Here is a 14,794-nt window from a genome sequence, read left to right as displayed (position 1 = left end):
GCGTCTCCAAAGGGGGACGCCGATGACCGAGACTCAAGCCTTGCGGCCCGTGGCGGCCGGTGATCGCCATATGAGCCTGGATGTCCTGCGGGGCCTGGGCGTGATGGGCATCCTTGCGGTCAATGCCGTGGCCTTCGCCATGCCCATGGACGTCTATATGACGCCCAAGCTTTCGCCCTTCCCGATGACCGGGGCCGAGGGCGACGCCTGGTGGGTGGTCCAGACCTTCTTCCACTTCAAGTTCGTCACCCTGTTCTCGATGCTGTTCGGCGTGTCGCTGCTGCTGGTCGGCGGCGAGCGCAGCGACAAGCCGCGCGGGGCTCTGCTGCGGCGCAGGCTGGGCTGGCTGACCCTGTTCGGCCTGATCCACGGTCTGCTGATCTGGTATGGCGACATTCTGCTGCTCTATGCCGTGACCGGCTTTGGGGTGCTGCTGTTCCGCTCCTGGAAGCCGCGCACCCTGTTCATCGTCGCCATCACGATCATCCTGCTGGGCTCGGCCATGGCGGTCCTGCCGATCATGGCCCTGGACTACGCCCCGGCCGAGATCCGCACCGAGGTGCTCAAGGAAATGGCCAAGGGTGACCCGGCCGACATCGCGGCCGCCATTGCCACCGTCAAGTCCGGCTTCGCCGGGGCCATGAGCGTCAACTTCAAGGCCTGGATGTTCCTGCAGCCGGCCAGCCTGCTGGTCGTCATCTGGCGGACCGGGGCCCTGATGATGCTGGGTATGGCGCTCTACAAGTGGGGCTTCCTGACCGGGCGCGCCCCGACCTGGGTCTATGTCCTTCTGGTCGCTTTCGGAGCGGTCGGCCTGTGGGTGACCGGCATGGAGTCGCGCGAGAAGCTGATCATTGATTTCGCCCAGCCGCGCTCCAGCGGGGCCCTGCAGATCGGCTTCGAATTCCTGACCCTGCCCATCACCCTGGGCTATGCGTCCCTGGCCATCCTGCTGCTGAAGCTGGATCTGTTCCGCAAGCTGCTCACACCCCTGGCCCGCCTCGGCCAGATGGCCTTCACCAACTACATCAGCCAGTCGATCATCATGACCACGATCTTCTGGGGCGGACGCGGGCTGGGCCTCTATGGCGATGCCAACCGGGTGGACCTCTGGGTGATCGTCGCGATCATCTGGGGCGTGCAACTGATCTGGTCACCGCTGTGGCTGTCGAAGTTCTCGATGGGCCCGCTGGAGTGGGTCTGGCGGCGTCTGGCCTATGGCAAGGGCCTGGCGCGAGCAGCCTAGCCCAACGCAGGAACCCGTTACGCCATCAACCTGTCCAGGGGCGCGTCCATGCGGCATCTCTATCTGGCGTTCTTGCTCGCCTTCGCCGTCACGCTGTTTGGCTTCTGGCCAAGCTTTACCGGCGGGGCGGGGCCGCTGGATCCCCTGCGCATCCTCCACGGCGTCCTGGCGACCGGCTGGATGGTCCTGCTGGTGGTTCAGAGCTGGCTGATCGGACGCGGACACACGCTCTGGCATCGCTGGATCGGCCGGACCTCGCTGATCATCGCGCCGGCCCTCGTCGTCAGCGCCTTCACCCTGGTGACCGACATGCTCGGCCCCAACTCGCATTTCGATGTGCCGCTGCGCCTGACCCTGGCCTGGATCGATGTCTGGTCGCTGGCCCTGTTCAGCCTGCTCTTCATCCTGGCCATCGCCTGCCGGCGGACGATGTTCCTGCATGCCCGCTTCATGGCCTCGACGGCCTTTGTCGCCCTGCCGCCGGCCCTGGGCCGGGCCTATGGCATGAATATTCCATCGCTCGGCGGCCTGGCCGGCGCCCTGCCGCCCAGCTTCTGGACGGTCCAGGCGGTGCTGGTCGGCCTTGTCCTGTGGGACGGTTTCAGGGGACGCTGGGCGAGCCCCTGGTGGCTAACCCTGGTCGTCATGACGGCCATCCAGCTCACCATGTTCCAGGCCCCGAATTGGCCCTGGTTCGTGGCGTTCGCCCGGATGATCGGCCTGCCCGCCAGCTAGAGCCCTTTCCGACCTGATGGCTTCATCAGGGTCGGACGAAAAGGGCTCTAAATCAAAAGTTTAGAGCGTTTTTCGATCCGATAACCGTTTCACACCTATCGGAAAACGCTCTAGGGCCGGCGGTTACCCCGCCCCCATCGCCACGGCGACATGATAGGTCACAAACGCCGCCAGATAGGCCAGGGCGACCATGTAGACGAACATCACGGTCGGCCACAGCCAGCTGTTGGTCTCGCGCTTGACCACGGCCAGGGTCGGGGCGCACTGCGGTGCGAACACGTACCAGGCCAGGAACGACAGGGCCGAGGCCAGCGACCACTGGCTCGACAGGGTCGCCGAGAGGGCCGTGGCGGCACCGTCAGGATCACTGACCGCATAGACCGTGCCCAGGGTCGCCACGGCGACCTCGCGGGCGGCCATGCCGGGGATCAGGGCGATCGACATCTGCCAGTTGAAGCCGATCGGCCGGAGCAGGGGCTCGATCCAGCCGCCGAGTATGCCCGCGAAGCTGTAGTCGATGGCCGGACCCGTCGCGCCCTCGGGCGGATAGGGGAAGGTTGCCAGGACCCAGATCAGCACCATCAGGGGCAGGATGATCTTGCCGGCGCGGGTGATGAAGATCTTGGCCCGGGCCCAGAGGTTCAGCAGCACATTGCGCGGCTCGGGCCAGCGATAGGTCGGCAGTTCCATCATGAAGGGCTCGACCGTACCGCGCCAGAACACCCGGCGGATCACGAACGACACCGCCAGGGCGCTGACAATCCCGCTGGCATAGAGCCCGAACATCACCAGGCCCTGCAGGGACAGGAAGCCCCACACCGTCTTCTGCGGAATGAAGGCCCCGATGATCAGGGTATAGACCGGGATCCGGGCCGAGCAGGTCATCAGCGGCGCCACCAGAATGGTGGTCAGGCGGTCATGGCGGTTGTCGATCACCCGCGTCGACATGATCCCGGGGATGGCGCAGGCGAAGCTGGACAGAAGCGGAATGAAGGCGCGGCCGTGCAGGCCAGCCCCGCCCATGATCTTGTCCATCAGGAAGGCGGCGCGGGCCATGTAGCCGCTGTCTTCCAGCAGCAGGATGAAGAAGAACAGGATCAGGATCTGCGGCAGGAACACCAGCACGCTGCCGACACCGGCGATCAGGCCATCGGCGATCAGACTGCCCAGCAGCCCCTGGGGCAGATGGGCGCCGACCCAGCCCGCCAGGGCCGCGAAGCCACCATCGATCAGATCCATGGTCGGGGTTGCCCAGGTGAAGACCGCCTGGAACATCACAAACAGCAGCAGGCCCAGGATCAGCAGGCCCGCCGCCGGGTTCAGCAGCACATCATCAATCTTGCCGGTGATGGTGTCGGGCCGCTCCGGCGGCTTCACACAGGCCTTGAAGATGCGCTGGGCCTCGGCGTGGGCGGCGCGGATCTCGGCGGCATCGGGCTCGTGCCAGGTGCTGGCGTGCTCGCCGGCCAGGCTCACGGTCAGGGCTTCGGCCTGGGCGATCAGGTCGTCCAGGCCGCGCTTGCGGGTCGCCACCGTGGTGACGATCGGCGCGCCGATCTCGCTGGCCAGGCGCTCGACGTCGATGCGAAGCCCCTGGCGCTGGGCGATGTCGAACATGTTGAGGGCCAGGACGAACGGCCGGCCGACCTGTTTCAGTTCCAGCGCCAGACGCAGCACGAGACGCAGATTGGTCGCATCGGCCACGCAGATCAGAACGTCGGGGGCCGACTCGCCGGCCAGCCGTCCGAGAATGGCGTCGCGGGTCACCACCTCGTCGGGACTGCGGGCCCGCAGCGAATAGGTGCCGGGCAGGTCGAGCAGGCGCAGGGTGCGGCCACTGGCCGTGGTCAGCACGCCTTCCTTGCGCTCCACCGTGACGCCCGCATAGTTGGCCACCTTCTGGCGGCTGCCGGTCAGGGCGTTGAACAGGGCGGTCTTGCCGGAATTGGGATTGCCGACCAGGGCGATGCGCGCCGGGTCAAGCGATTCGGCTTGAGAGGTCAAGACTGGTTCCCGTCAAACAGTACGGACACGGCGCTGGCTTCGCGGCGGCGCAGGGCGACGCGGCTGTCGTCCACACGCACGGCGATGGGGTCGCGACCGAAAAGCCCTTCGTGCAGGACCTCGACCCGTGCGCCCTCGACAAAGCCCATTTCCAGCAGGCGGCGCTCCAGCTCCTCCGCGTCGACGGCCTCCGCCGCGCCGGTCCGACCGGTGACACTGAGGATCACCCCCTTGTCGCCAAGCGAAGCCTCGCCCAGGGAGCGGGCGGAGGGTGTCGCGGCAAGGGCGGCCTCAAGGCCAGAAACCGGGGCTAGACCGTCAGGCATCAGAATTCTCGTGAACACTTGCGAGTGATTATCAGTCCAAGGCGTCGCTGTCGATGCAGAGAGACGCGCCTTTGATGTCGGAACGCGCCCGTATCGGTTATGCTGCTGCACAGGACGACGGAACGAGGCGGAATAGCGCAGGGGCGTTAATCCGTTCGACTCTTGGCGTCCGGACCGGTCTGATTGCCTGTAACGATTCGCGTGGACGGACTGATGCGAAGGCTGATGCTGGGGCTGCTCACGGGCGCCTATCTTTGTCTGGCTCTGATCATCTCCCTCGTGCTGTGGCGCACGGGGGCGGCACCGGCTGTCGGTCTGGCGGCCTTTATCGGCACGCTCGGCCTGTGCTTTGCCTTCCACGGCATGATCGCCAGCACCTTCGAGACCGCCCGCACCCGCATGGACATCGATACGGTCCGCGAGGCCCACGCCATCCTGCTCGACCAGATCGAAAAGATCGACGCCCGCATGACCGAACTGGTCGAGAGCGTGGCCCTGGATGCCCAGCGCCGCTCGGAGGAGCTGTCCACCGAGGTCCACCAGCTGGAAGACCTGATCGCCACGATGAATGACCGGCTGGAACACCAGCTGACCCATCAGGTCGCCGCGGCGCGCACCGAGGTTCGCGGCCGCACCCCGCAGGCCAATGTCATGCTGCAGGTGGTCCAGGACGCCCTCGCCGAGAACCGCGTCGACCTCTATCTGCAGCCGATCGTCAGCCTGCCCCAGCGGCGCACCGTCTTCTATGAGAGCTTCTCGCGCCTGCGCGATGAAACCGGCCGGGTGATGATGCCGGCCGAGTACCTGGCTGTCGCCGAGCCCGAAGGCCTGATGACCGCCATCGACAACCTGCTGCTGTTCCGTTGCGTGCAGATCGTGCGCCGGCTGGCCAAGCAGGACCGCAAGGTCGGGATCTTCTGCAACATCTCCCTGGCCAGCCTGGCCGACGAGAGCTTCTTCCCGCAGTTCCTTGAGTTCATGCAGGGCAACAAGGACCTGGCCGGCGCGGTGATCTTCGAACTGGGTCAGGCGGCGTTCGACCGGCGCGGCCCCGTGGAAGCCCGCCACATGTCGCGTCTGGCCAGCCTCGGCTTCCAGTTCAGCCTCGACAAGGTCAACGACCTGGATCTCGATTTCCAGGACCTGGCCCGCGCTGACGTCAAGTTCCTCAAGGTCGGTGCCCAGATGATGCTGGACCAGCTGAAGGAAGAGGACGGCAAGCTGGTCATCGCCTCCCTGCCCGACCTGAATGCCGCCGACTTCGCCGCCCTGACCCGCCGCTACGGCATCGAGGTCATTGTCGAGAAGGTCGAGGCCGAACGGCAGATCGTCGACATCCTCGACCTCGATATCGGCTATGGCCAGGGCCATCTGTTCGGCGAACCCCGCGCTATCCGCGACGCCGTCCTGGCCGAGGCCGAACCGCCCCAGGACTTCATGCGCGGAGCCCTGCGCCGCCGCGCCTCAGGCTGGTGACAGTTTTCGGTACCGGGCCGCAAGCTTCGGAATGACGGACGTCCCCTGAGGGCGCAGGCTTCCTGGAAGACGGGAGCCCGCCATGAGATTTGCCGACTATGCCGACGACGAGGCCCGCTGGGCCGCCTGCCTGGAGCGGGACCCTGCGGCCGACGGCGCGTTCTTCATCGCTGTCCGGACGACCGGGATCTATTGTCGCCCCGTCTGCCCTGCCCGGCCGCTGCGCAAGAACGTCGTGTTCCATGCCGCCGGGGCCGAAGCCCGCGCGGCCGGTTTCCGGGCCTGCAAGCGCTGCAAGCCTGAGCGCCTGGACCCCGCCGTCAGCGAGGCCCGCGCTTGATCTGCCCACCTTCGGACCTGGACTGGGCGCGGATCACCGCCGAGCTGGACAGCCGGGGCTGGGCCCTGACCGGACCGCTGTTCACGCAGGAGACCTGCGCCGACCTGGCGGCCCTCTATGACCGGACGGAGCTGTTCCGCAGCCGCGTGGTCATGGCCCGCTACGGTTTCGGCAGGGGCGAGTACCAGTACTTCGCCTACCCCCTGCCGGAGGCGGTCCAGACCCTGCGCGAGAGCCTGTTTCCGCCCCTGGCCAGGATCGCCAATCACTGGGCGCAACGCCTGGGCGAGGCCCGACGCTTTCCCGCGACCCTGACGGAGATGCTGGACCTTTGCCGGTCCGGCGGCCAGACCCGGCCGACGCCGCTGCTGCTGACCTATGGGCCGGGCGACTATAACTGCCTGCACCAGGATCTTTACGGCGAACAGGTCTTTCCCCTGCAGGCCGCCTTCCTGCTCGACGAACCCGGACGCGACTTCGAGGGTGGCGAGTTCGTGCTGGTCGAGCAGCGCCCCCGCCAGCAGTCGGCCCCCCAGGTCGTGCCGCTGCGCCAGGGCGAGGGCGTGATCTTCGCCGTCCGCGACAGGCCGGCCGAAGGCGCACGCGGCGTGCACCGGCGGATCCTGCGGCACGGGGTCAGCGAAATCCGCTCAGGCCGTCGCCGGACCCTGGGCATCATCTTTCATGATGCGCCGTGAAGGCTCAGCCGAGGGGCGAAACCCCGAAGAACACCCGGTGCAGGAACAGCACGAACAGGGCGTAGAGGACCGTTCCGGCCACCACCATGATCAGGTCGGCCATCGGCTTGGTCGCGACCGGCGCGGGCTCCCGACGCCCCAGGACCGAGATCAGGTCGATCACGCCAAAGGCCAGGAAGGCCCCGAACAGCATGACCGAGGCCTGATCGCCATTGGCCAGCAGATGGGCGATCGACCACAGGATCACGCCGATGAGCATCGGATGGCGCACCGTCGCCTTGATGCGCCCGACCGGACCATTGGCTCCGGCCAGCAGGATGAAGGCCGGCAGAACGAGCACCATGGCCAGGTGGCGGCCCCAGACGGGCGGATCATACAGCTGTGGTGCCATCAGCCGGTACTGCATCCAGCCCCAGATGATCAGGCCCAGGCCCGCCGCCGCGATCAGCGAATAGAGGCCTTTCCACCGGCCCGGGCTGGCCGCGACCTGGGCGTCACGAAAGGGCCCCGCGACGATACGGACCGCGTGAATACCGAAAAACAGGACAAGTCCCAGAATCAGAATGGTCATCAGCCTCTCCCCGGCGCAGGAGTGAAGCATAGTCACGGAACGGCGGTCAGCGAAAGCCGTGCCTCTTGCAAAGCGCGGCCGGTGACGACACCTGAGCCCTCCAGGCGTTGACGCCCCCCTCCCCGACCGGTACCGCCGCCGCCATGATCGATTTTCCCGAACGCCTCTCGGCTCTCCGCGACCGCTACGACATCGTGCTCTGCGACGTCTGGGGCGTGATCCACAACGGCGTGCAGAGCTTCCCGGAGGCCTGCGAGGCCCTGGTGCAATGGGGCGCTCAGGTCGGACCGGTGGTCCTGATCTCCAACGCGCCGCGCCCGTCGCATGACGTGGTCTCGCAACTGGACAGCCTGGGGGTGCCCCGTGCGGCCTGGAGCGGCTTTGTCACCTCCGGCGACGCCACCCGCGACCTGCTGAGCGCGCGCGCGCCGGGCAAGGTCTGGCGGATCGGTCCGGACCGCGATGGTCCGCTCTATGCCGGCCTTGACCTGGACCTGACCGGGTCCTGCGAGGACGCCGACTTCATCGGCTGCACGGGCCTCTATGACGACGAGACCGAGGAGCCCGAACTCTATCGCGACCGTCTGGCGGTGGCGGCGCAGCGGGGCCTGACCTTCATCTGCGCCAATCCGGACCGGGTGGTGCAGCGCGGCGACCGGCTGATCTATTGCGCCGGGGCCCTGGCCGACCTCTATGAGAGCCTCGGTGGGCAAGTGATCATGGCCGGCAAGCCCTTCGCGCCGATCTATGACCTGGCCATAGCCGAGGCCGAGCGGCTGACAGGTCGGCCCGTGGATCGCGCCCGCATCCTCTGTATCGGCGATGGCGTGATCACTGACGTCCTCGGAGCCGAGAACCAGGAACTGGCCTGCCTGTTCATCGCCAAGGGCATCCATGGCGAAAAGGCCCTGGGGCCGGACGGCCAGTTGAATCCGGAAGCGGTCCTGGCCCTGCTGGCGGCCGATGAGGTCGGGGCCACGCACGCCGTGGGTGATCTGGTCTGGTGATCGGCGGTCCAGCCGCTAAGCTCAGCCCCAACGGAAAACAAGAAAAGTCGCAAGGACGCGTGATGCAGGGTCTGTTTCTCGAGGAACTCAGCGTCGGCCAGACCGCCGATCTGGTCCGCACGGTCGGCGAGGCCGACATCATCGCCTTCGCCGCCGTGACGGGTGACAACAATCCCGTCCACCTCGACCCCGACTATGCGGCGACTACCAGCTTTGGCGAGCGTATCGCCCACGGCATGCTGTCGGCCGGCTATATCTCGGCGGTGATCGGCACCACCCTGCCCGGCCCCGGCGCGATCTATCTGTCCCAGGCCCTTCGCTTCAAGCGGCCGGTCAAGATCGGCGACGAGGTCACGGCCCGCGCCACGATCACCGAGATCGACACCGCCAAGGCCCGCGTCACCCTGGCCACGGTCTGTCTGGTCAAGGGCAAGCCGGTGGTCGAGGGCGAGGCCCTGATCATGGTTCCGCGCAAGGCCGGCTGATGACCCTGACCATCGTTCAAGGCTGGAAGGACCTGCCGGCCCAGGAGCGCGGCGCGGCCGTGGCGCTGGGCAATTTCGACGGCGTGCACCGCGGCCATCAGCAGGTGATCGCCGAGGCCGCCAAGGCCGCCCTGTCACTCAAGGTGCCGCTCGGCGTTGTGACCTTTGATCCGCATCCGCGCCGGCTGTTTCGCCCGACCGAGCCGGCCTTCCGTCTGATGACGGTCGAGCAGCAGGCCCGGGTTCTGGGCGGCATGGGCGTCGATGTCCTCTATCTGCTGCCGTTCGACTTCCAGATGGCCAGCTTTTCGGACCGCGAGTTCGTCGAGCAGGTCATGGTCGAGGGGCTGGGCGTGCGCCATGTCGCCGCCGGCTTTGACATCTCGTTCGGCAAGGGCCGCACCGGCAGTCCCGATGGGATGAGGGCCTATGGCGCTGAGCATGGCTTCGGCGTCTCGATCGCCGAGCCGGTAGCCGGCGAGACGGGCGACAAGTTCTCCTCCACCAGTGTCCGGGATGCCCTGCGCGAGGGTCACCCGGAAACGGCCGCCAGGATCCTGGGCCGCCCCTTCGCCATCGAGGGCGTGGTCCGGCGCGGCCAGCAGCTGGGCCGCCAGCTGGGCTTTCCGACCGCCAATGTCGAGATCGTCGACTATGTGGTGCCCAGGCTCGGCGTCTATGCCACCCGCACCCGCCTGCCGGACGGCCGTGAGGTGCCCGGTGTCGCCAATCTGGGCAACAATCCCACCACCGGCCGGGTCGAGACCCGGCTGGAGACCTGGCTGTTCGACTTCGATGAGGACCTCTATGGCCAGGTCATCGAAACCCAGCTGATCGCCTTCCTGCGGCCGGAGCTGAAGTTCGACAGCATCGACCTGATGGTCGAACAGATCCGGCGCGACGAGACGGCGGCCCGGGCGATCGTGGCGCCGGGATTCTAGACAGGATCCTCCCCCCTTGGGGGAGGTTATCGCCTAAGGCCAATACCGGCTGTCATCCCGGACGAGCGCGTAGCGTGAAGATCCGGGACCGACGCCTGAGCGCCGCGTTCCAGGTCGGTCCCGGATCGGCGCCCGGCTTCGCCAGGCTTGTCCGGGATGACAACTTTTCTGGCGGCAGATCCTAAGGCCTGAGACCCGGCATCAGGGGGAGCATCTATCCCTCCCCTCTCAACACACGAGGGAGGAGAAAAGCTTTCCCCCTTGGCTCAGCCCCGTTAACCTCTCTTAACCATGGTGGGGGCGGGACGTTGAAAGCGCGCAAGTACGAGCATTTCGCCAGGGCGCGGCGGCCGGTGCCCAGGCGCCGGCACGAGATCCTGTCCTATCCGGCCGACGCCCAGTTCGTGTTCGACACCGGCAAGGCCGTCGAGGTCGAGGGCGGCTATTGCGCCCTGCCCAATGGCGACCTGCTGGACGCCTATTCCAATGCCGTGGTCCGCGCGGTCGAGGTGGTCGGACCGGCCGTGGTCCGGGTACACCCGATGCTGGAAGACCCGCGCATGCAGGGCATCGGCTCGGGCTTCGCCTTCGCGACCGGCGGCCTGATCCTGACCAACAGCCACGTGGTCCAGGGGGCCTCGCGCTTCGTGATCATCACCGCCGAGGGCCGCAGCCTCACGGCCCGCTGCGTAGGCGACGATCCCGATACCGACCTGGCGATTCTCAAGGTCGACCAGAATGTCGATATTCCCGTCGCCAAGCTGGGCGACTCCAAAAAGCTGCGGCGCGGCCAGCTGGTCATCGCCATCGGCGCGCCTCTGGGCTTCGAGGCGACCGTGACCACCGGCGTGGTCTCGGCCCTCGGCCGGTCCCTGCGCGGCGAGCGCGGCCGTCTGATCGAGGACCTGATCCAGACCGACGCAGCCCTCAATCCCGGCAACAGCGGCGGCCCCCTGGTCAATTCCAGCGGCGAGGTGGTCGGCATCGCCACCGCCGTGATCGCCGGCTATCAGGGCCTGTGCTTCGCCGTGGCGGTCAATACGGCCACCTATGTGATCCAGGAACTGATGGACCACGGCTTCGTCCGGCGCGGCTCGATCGGTCTCGTCGCCCAGCAGGCCCCGATCCCGGCCGCCCTGGCCCGGGCCACCGGCGTCACCCAGGCCTATGCGGTCTTCGTCGCCCAGGTCGACAGCGGCGGCCCCGCGGCCAAGGCCGGGGTCAAGGAAGGCGACCTGCTGATCCAGGCCGGCGACCAGGTCCTGACCGGCCTCGACGACCTGCTGCGCGCCCTCGACCATCACGCCATCAACAAGCCCACCCTGTTCAGCCTGATCCGCGAAGGCCGACTCATGACGGTGACGATCACGCCGAAGGTGCGGAAGCGGGGGTAACTGCACTTTTGTCCGCCCTCCCCGGCGAAAGCCGGGGCCCAGATACACCCTGAACCTCTGGGGGTGTTGCGCCTACTGCCGGCCTCACGATCCGCCATCTTTCCGGGTTCGATCTGGGCCCCGGCTTTCGCCGGGGAGAGCGGAGACACTACTATCCCGCCCCGGCCTTGAGCCGGGGGCGCAGCGCGCCGATCCGGGACCGACGCCTGAGCGCCGCGTTCCAGATCGGTCCCGGATCTTCACCCGGCTATGCCGGGCTCGTCCGGGATGACACGAGTTTGGAGCTTGCGGGTTTGCTCCACACCAAACCCTCTGCTATCCCCGGACCATGACTTTCGTTCGGAAAACTCCGCGAATTATCCGCCCGGCGTAACGCTGGACGCAGGTTCGAGCGCGCGCCGGGACTTAAGACCCGCACCTTCCTTTCCGAACTTCCAAGCTGGATAGCTCTCCCATGGCCGACGACGCCACGACCGCCCGCGACTATCGCGAAACCGTCTTCCTTCCTGACACCCCGTTCCCGATGCGCGGGGGTCTGCCCAAGAAGGAGCCCGAGATCCTTGAGGGCTGGGCTGCCCTGTCTGACAAGGGGCTCTATGGCGCGATCCGCCAGAAGCGCCAGGCCGACGGCGCGCCGCTGTTCGTGTTCCACGACGGCCCGCCCTATGCCAATGGCCCGATCCATATCGGCCATGCCCTCAACAAAACGCTGAAGGACTTCGTGGTCCGCAGCCGCTTCGCCCTCGGCTATGATGTCGACTATGTGCCCGGCTGGGACTGCCACGGCCTGCCGATCGAGTGGAAGATCGAGGAAGAGTTCCGCGCCAAGGGCCGCCGCAAGGACGAGGTCCCGGCCGAGGAATTCCGCAAGCGCTGCCGCGAATATGCCGGCGGCTGGATCGAGGCCCAGAAGGTCGAGTTCCAGCGCCTGGGCATCCTGGGCGACTGGTGGAACCGCTACGCCACCATGGACTTCTCGTCCGAGGCCACGATCGTCGCCGAGTTCCACAAGTTCGCGGCCTCGGGCCAGCTCTATCGCGGCTCCAAGCCGGTGATGTGGAGCCCGGTCGAGCGCACGGCCCTGGCCGATGCCGAGATCGAGTACCACGACCATGTTTCGCCGACGGTGTGGGTGAAGTTCCCGGTCAAGGTCTATGACGAGGCGCATTACGCCCTGTCAGGCAATCCGGCCGGCGACAATGTCTTCCGCCTGCCACCCAATGACGCCAGCGTGGTGATCTGGACCACCACGCCCTGGACCATCCCGGCCAACCGGGCGATCAGCTTCAATCCCAAGGTCGCGTACGGCCTCTATGAGGTCGAGGCCCTGGAGGAGAACCTCGAGTTCGCCCCGTGGTCCAAGCCGGGCGACCGCCTGATCGTCGCCGACAAGCTGGCCGAAGATGTGCGAAAGGCCGCCAAGGTCGCCACCTGGCGCCGCGTCGAGCCCATCGACCCGACCGGCCTGATCTGTGCCCACCCGCTGGCCCAGTTCGACTCTGATCCCGTTGGGGGCTTCGGCTTCGACGTGCCGCTGCTGGCCGGCGACCACGTGACCGATGACGCCGGCACCGGCTTCGTCCACACGGCCCCGGGCCACGGGGCCGACGACTATCTGGTCTGGCTGAAGAGCGGCTACAGCCTCGATTCCATCCCCGATACCGTCGATCCCGACGGGGCCTACTACCCGCACGTCCCGCTGTTCGCGGGCCTCAAGGTCATCGAGACCGAGGGCAAGAAGGCCGGCAAGTTCGGTCCTGCCAATGGCGCGGTGATGGACAAATTGATTGAGGCCGGCAACCTGCTGGCGCGCGGCCGGGTCGAGCACAGCTATCCGCATAGCTGGCGCTCCAAGGCTCCCATCCTGTTCCGCAACACGCCCCAGTGGTTCATCCGCATGGATCAGCCGCTGGCGAGCGGCAAGACCCTGCGCGAGACCGCCATCCAGGCCATTGCCGACACCGCCTTCCATCCCGACGCCGGCCGCAACCGCATCGGTTCGATGGTCGAGAGCCGTCCCGACTGGCTGGTCAGCCGCCAGCGCGCCTGGGGTACGCCGCTCGCCATGTTCGTCGACAAGGACAGCGGCCAGCCGCTGATGGACGACGCCGTCAATGCCCGCATCCTGGACGCCATCCGCGAAGGCGGGGCCGACGCCTGGTTCACCCGTCCCGACGCCGCGTTCCTCGGCGAGGCCCATGATCCGGCCCAGTACGAAAAGGTCGTCGACATCCTCGATGTCTGGTTCGACTCGGGCTGCACCCACGCCTTCACGATCGAAGGCCGGGCCGACAGCCACTGGCCGGCCGATCTCTATCTGGAAGGTTCCGACCAGCATCGCGGCTGGTTCCAGTCGTCCCTGCTCGAAGGCTGCGGCACCCGCGGCCGCGCGCCCTACAAGGCGGTGCTCACCCACGGGTTCACCCAGGATGAGAACGGCGAGAAGATGTCCAAGTCCAAGGGCAACACCGTCGAGCCCCAGGCCGTCACCAAGGAGTCCGGCGCCGAGATCCTGCGACTGTGGACGGCCATGGTCGACTATTCGGAAGACCAGCGGATCGGCAAGACCATCCTGGCCACCACGACCGACGCCTATCGCAAGCTGCGCAACACCACCCGCTATCTGCTGGGCGCCCTCGCCGGCTTCGACGAGGCCGAACGGGTGACGAACTATGACGACTTCCCGCCGCTGGAGAAGTTCATCCTGCACCGTCTTTGGGAGCTGGATGGTCAGGTCCGCGCCGCCTACGAGACCTATCGCTTCAGCGACGTCACCCGGCCGCTGATCGAGTTCTGCCAGGGCGACCTGTCGACCCTGTTCTTCGATATCCGCAAGGACAGCCTCTATTGCGACAAGCCGACGGAACTGCGCCGCCGGGCCTATCGCACCGTGCTGGACTATGTCTTCGAGCGCCTGACCATCTGGCTTTCGCCCCTGACCAGCTTCACCATGGAAGAGGCGTGGATGACGCGCTTCCCCGAGGCGGGCTCCAACAGCCTGCGGGTGATGCCTGAAACGCCGGCCCAGTGGCACAATCCCGCCGAGGCCGCCCGCTGGGCCAGGGTCGAAACGGTGATGTCGGTGGTCACCGGCGCTCTGGAGGTCGAACGGCGTGAAAAGCGCATCGGTTCGGCCCTGGAGTCCGCGCCGGTGGTCCATATCGCCGATCCGGAGCTGCTGGCCGCCTTTGACGGCCTCGACGCCGCCGAGGTGTTCCGCACCAGCGCCGCGACCCTGGTCGCCGGCGAGGGCGGGGCCTTCACGACCGACGAGGTCAAGGGCGTGTCGGTGGACCCGGCCCAGGCCCAGGGCAACAAGTGCGCCCGCTCCTGGCGCATCCTGCCCGAGGTCGGCACAAATCCGCTCTATCCCGAGCTCAGCCTGCGCGACGCGGAGGCTGTGGCCTGGTGGGATAGCCAAGGACGGTAAGCTTTGCTTCCTTCTCCCCTTGCGGGAGAAGGTATCGCGGCAGCGACGGATGAGGGGTTGCACGGCGCGACCGGAGAAACCCCTCATCCGACCTGCTGCGCAGGCCACCTTCTCCCGCAGGGGGAGAAGGAAAAGGGGTTC

The 14,794-nt window shown here is 67.0% G+C and carries 13 protein-coding genes and 1 pseudogene; 11 read left to right on the top strand and 3 right to left on the bottom strand.

Going from position 1 to position 14,794, the window contains the following annotated elements; translation table 11 throughout:
* Positions 1–22: 22 nt before the first annotated feature.
* Positions 23–1,246 carry a DUF418 domain-containing protein gene (locus tag AQ619_RS02750; RefSeq protein ID WP_084745721.1) on the top strand — a complete coding sequence of 408 codons (1,224 nt, stop codon included), beginning with the start codon at positions 23–25 and terminating at the stop codon, positions 1,244–1,246.
* A gap of 48 nt (positions 1,247–1,294) precedes the next feature.
* Positions 1,295–1,981: a hypothetical protein gene (locus AQ619_RS02745; RefSeq protein ID WP_062143909.1), complete on the top strand. Its 687-nt coding sequence runs from the start codon at positions 1,295–1,297 to the stop codon at positions 1,979–1,981.
* A 123-nt stretch (positions 1,982–2,104) separates the two neighbouring features.
* Here AQ619_RS02745 and feoB read toward each other — a convergent pair whose 3' ends face one another.
* Together feoB and AQ619_RS02735 are read right to left on the bottom strand one after the other, a co-directional pair.
* Complete coding sequence (feoB, locus tag AQ619_RS02740; protein WP_062143906.1) at positions 2,105–3,985, bottom strand: ferrous iron transporter B; 1,881 nt, start codon at positions 3,983–3,985, stop codon at positions 2,105–2,107.
* Positions 3,982–4,311, bottom strand: coding sequence for a FeoA family protein (locus tag AQ619_RS02735; protein WP_084745719.1), 330 nt, complete (start codon positions 4,309–4,311; stop codon positions 3,982–3,984). Before AQ619_RS02735 ends, feoB begins: the two co-directional genes overlap by 4 nt.
* Before the next feature lie 213 nt (positions 4,312–4,524).
* Here AQ619_RS02735 and tipF point away from each other — a divergent pair, with 213 nt between their 5' ends.
* The 3 genes from tipF (at position 4,525) to AQ619_RS02720 (ending at position 6,825) form a co-directional block, all read left to right on the top strand.
* Positions 4,525–5,787 carry a flagella assembly cyclic-di-GMP phosphodiesterase TipF gene (gene tipF / locus AQ619_RS02730; protein WP_062143902.1) on the top strand — a complete coding sequence of 421 codons (1,263 nt, stop codon included), beginning with the start codon at positions 4,525–4,527 and terminating at the stop codon, positions 5,785–5,787.
* An 82-nt stretch (positions 5,788–5,869) separates the two neighbouring features.
* Positions 5,870–6,127 (top strand): Ada metal-binding domain-containing protein, encoded by a 258-nt coding sequence (locus AQ619_RS02725; protein WP_062143899.1) that lies wholly within the window; start codon positions 5,870–5,872, stop codon positions 6,125–6,127.
* Positions 6,124–6,825, top strand: a complete 702-nt coding sequence (locus AQ619_RS02720; RefSeq protein ID WP_166504127.1) for a 2OG-Fe(II) oxygenase — start codon at positions 6,124–6,126, stop codon at positions 6,823–6,825. Before AQ619_RS02725 ends, AQ619_RS02720 begins: the two co-directional genes overlap by 4 nt.
* Before the next feature lie 4 nt (positions 6,826–6,829).
* Here the strand turns inward: AQ619_RS02720 and AQ619_RS02715 are convergent, their stop codons facing one another.
* The gene (locus tag AQ619_RS02715) at positions 6,830–7,396 is read right to left on the bottom strand and encodes an NnrU family protein (RefSeq protein ID WP_062143896.1); all 567 of its coding nucleotides are present in this window, start codon (positions 7,394–7,396) and stop codon (positions 6,830–6,832) included.
* A gap of 143 nt (positions 7,397–7,539) precedes the next feature.
* Between AQ619_RS02715 and AQ619_RS02710 the strand changes: the two genes are divergently transcribed.
* From AQ619_RS02710 to AQ619_RS19515, 6 genes and pseudogenes are all read left to right on the top strand, one after another.
* The gene (locus tag AQ619_RS02710) at positions 7,540–8,403 is read left to right on the top strand and encodes a TIGR01459 family HAD-type hydrolase (protein ID WP_062143893.1); all 864 of its coding nucleotides are present in this window, start codon (positions 7,540–7,542) and stop codon (positions 8,401–8,403) included.
* Positions 8,404–8,462: 59 nt separating this feature from the next.
* Positions 8,463–8,888, top strand: a complete 426-nt coding sequence (locus AQ619_RS02705; RefSeq protein ID WP_166504126.1) for a MaoC family dehydratase — start codon at positions 8,463–8,465, stop codon at positions 8,886–8,888.
* Positions 8,888–9,829: a bifunctional riboflavin kinase/FAD synthetase gene (locus tag AQ619_RS02700; RefSeq protein ID WP_062143888.1), complete on the top strand. Its 942-nt coding sequence runs from the start codon at positions 8,888–8,890 to the stop codon at positions 9,827–9,829. The genes AQ619_RS02705 and AQ619_RS02700 overlap by 1 nt, the downstream gene beginning before the upstream one ends.
* 308 nt (positions 9,830–10,137) lie before the next feature.
* Complete coding sequence (locus AQ619_RS02695; protein WP_084745717.1) at positions 10,138–11,223, top strand: S1C family serine protease; 1,086 nt, start codon at positions 10,138–10,140, stop codon at positions 11,221–11,223.
* A 454-nt stretch (positions 11,224–11,677) separates the two neighbouring features.
* Positions 11,678–14,653, top strand: coding sequence for an isoleucine--tRNA ligase (gene ileS, locus AQ619_RS02690; RefSeq protein ID WP_062143885.1), 2,976 nt, complete (start codon positions 11,678–11,680; stop codon positions 14,651–14,653).
* Positions 14,637–14,784 (top strand): annotated as a pseudogene (locus AQ619_RS19515) (hypothetical protein); the annotation flags it as partial. The gene ileS and the pseudogene AQ619_RS19515, both read left to right, overlap by 17 nt.
* Between the last annotated feature and the right edge of the window lie 10 nt (positions 14,785–14,794).

This window comes from Caulobacter henricii, from assembly GCF_001414055.1.
Classification (GTDB): domain Bacteria; phylum Pseudomonadota; class Alphaproteobacteria; order Caulobacterales; family Caulobacteraceae; genus Caulobacter; species Caulobacter henricii.
The sequence above is the reverse complement of the archived record's forward strand: the minus strand, read 5'-3'. Positions and strand labels throughout refer to the sequence as shown.

Coding starts and splice junctions, on each gene's coding strand:
- ileS (WP_062143885.1), top strand. CDS start 11,678: ATGGCCGACGACGCCACGACCGCCCGCGACTATCGCGAAACCGTCTTC.
- AQ619_RS02735 (WP_084745719.1), bottom strand. CDS start 4,311: ATGCCTGACGGTCTAGCCCCGGTTTCTGGCCTTGAGGCCGCCCTTGCC.
- AQ619_RS02745 (WP_062143909.1), top strand. CDS start 1,295: ATGCGGCATCTCTATCTGGCGTTCTTGCTCGCCTTCGCCGTCACGCTG.
- AQ619_RS02700 (WP_062143888.1), top strand. CDS start 8,888: ATGACCCTGACCATCGTTCAAGGCTGGAAGGACCTGCCGGCCCAGGAG.
- AQ619_RS02710 (WP_062143893.1), top strand. CDS start 7,540: ATGATCGATTTTCCCGAACGCCTCTCGGCTCTCCGCGACCGCTACGAC.
- tipF (WP_062143902.1), top strand. CDS start 4,525: ATGCGAAGGCTGATGCTGGGGCTGCTCACGGGCGCCTATCTTTGTCTG.
- AQ619_RS02750 (WP_084745721.1), top strand. CDS start 23: ATGACCGAGACTCAAGCCTTGCGGCCCGTGGCGGCCGGTGATCGCCAT.
- AQ619_RS02715 (WP_062143896.1), bottom strand. CDS start 7,396: ATGACCATTCTGATTCTGGGACTTGTCCTGTTTTTCGGTATTCACGCG.
- AQ619_RS02725 (WP_062143899.1), top strand. CDS start 5,870: ATGAGATTTGCCGACTATGCCGACGACGAGGCCCGCTGGGCCGCCTGC.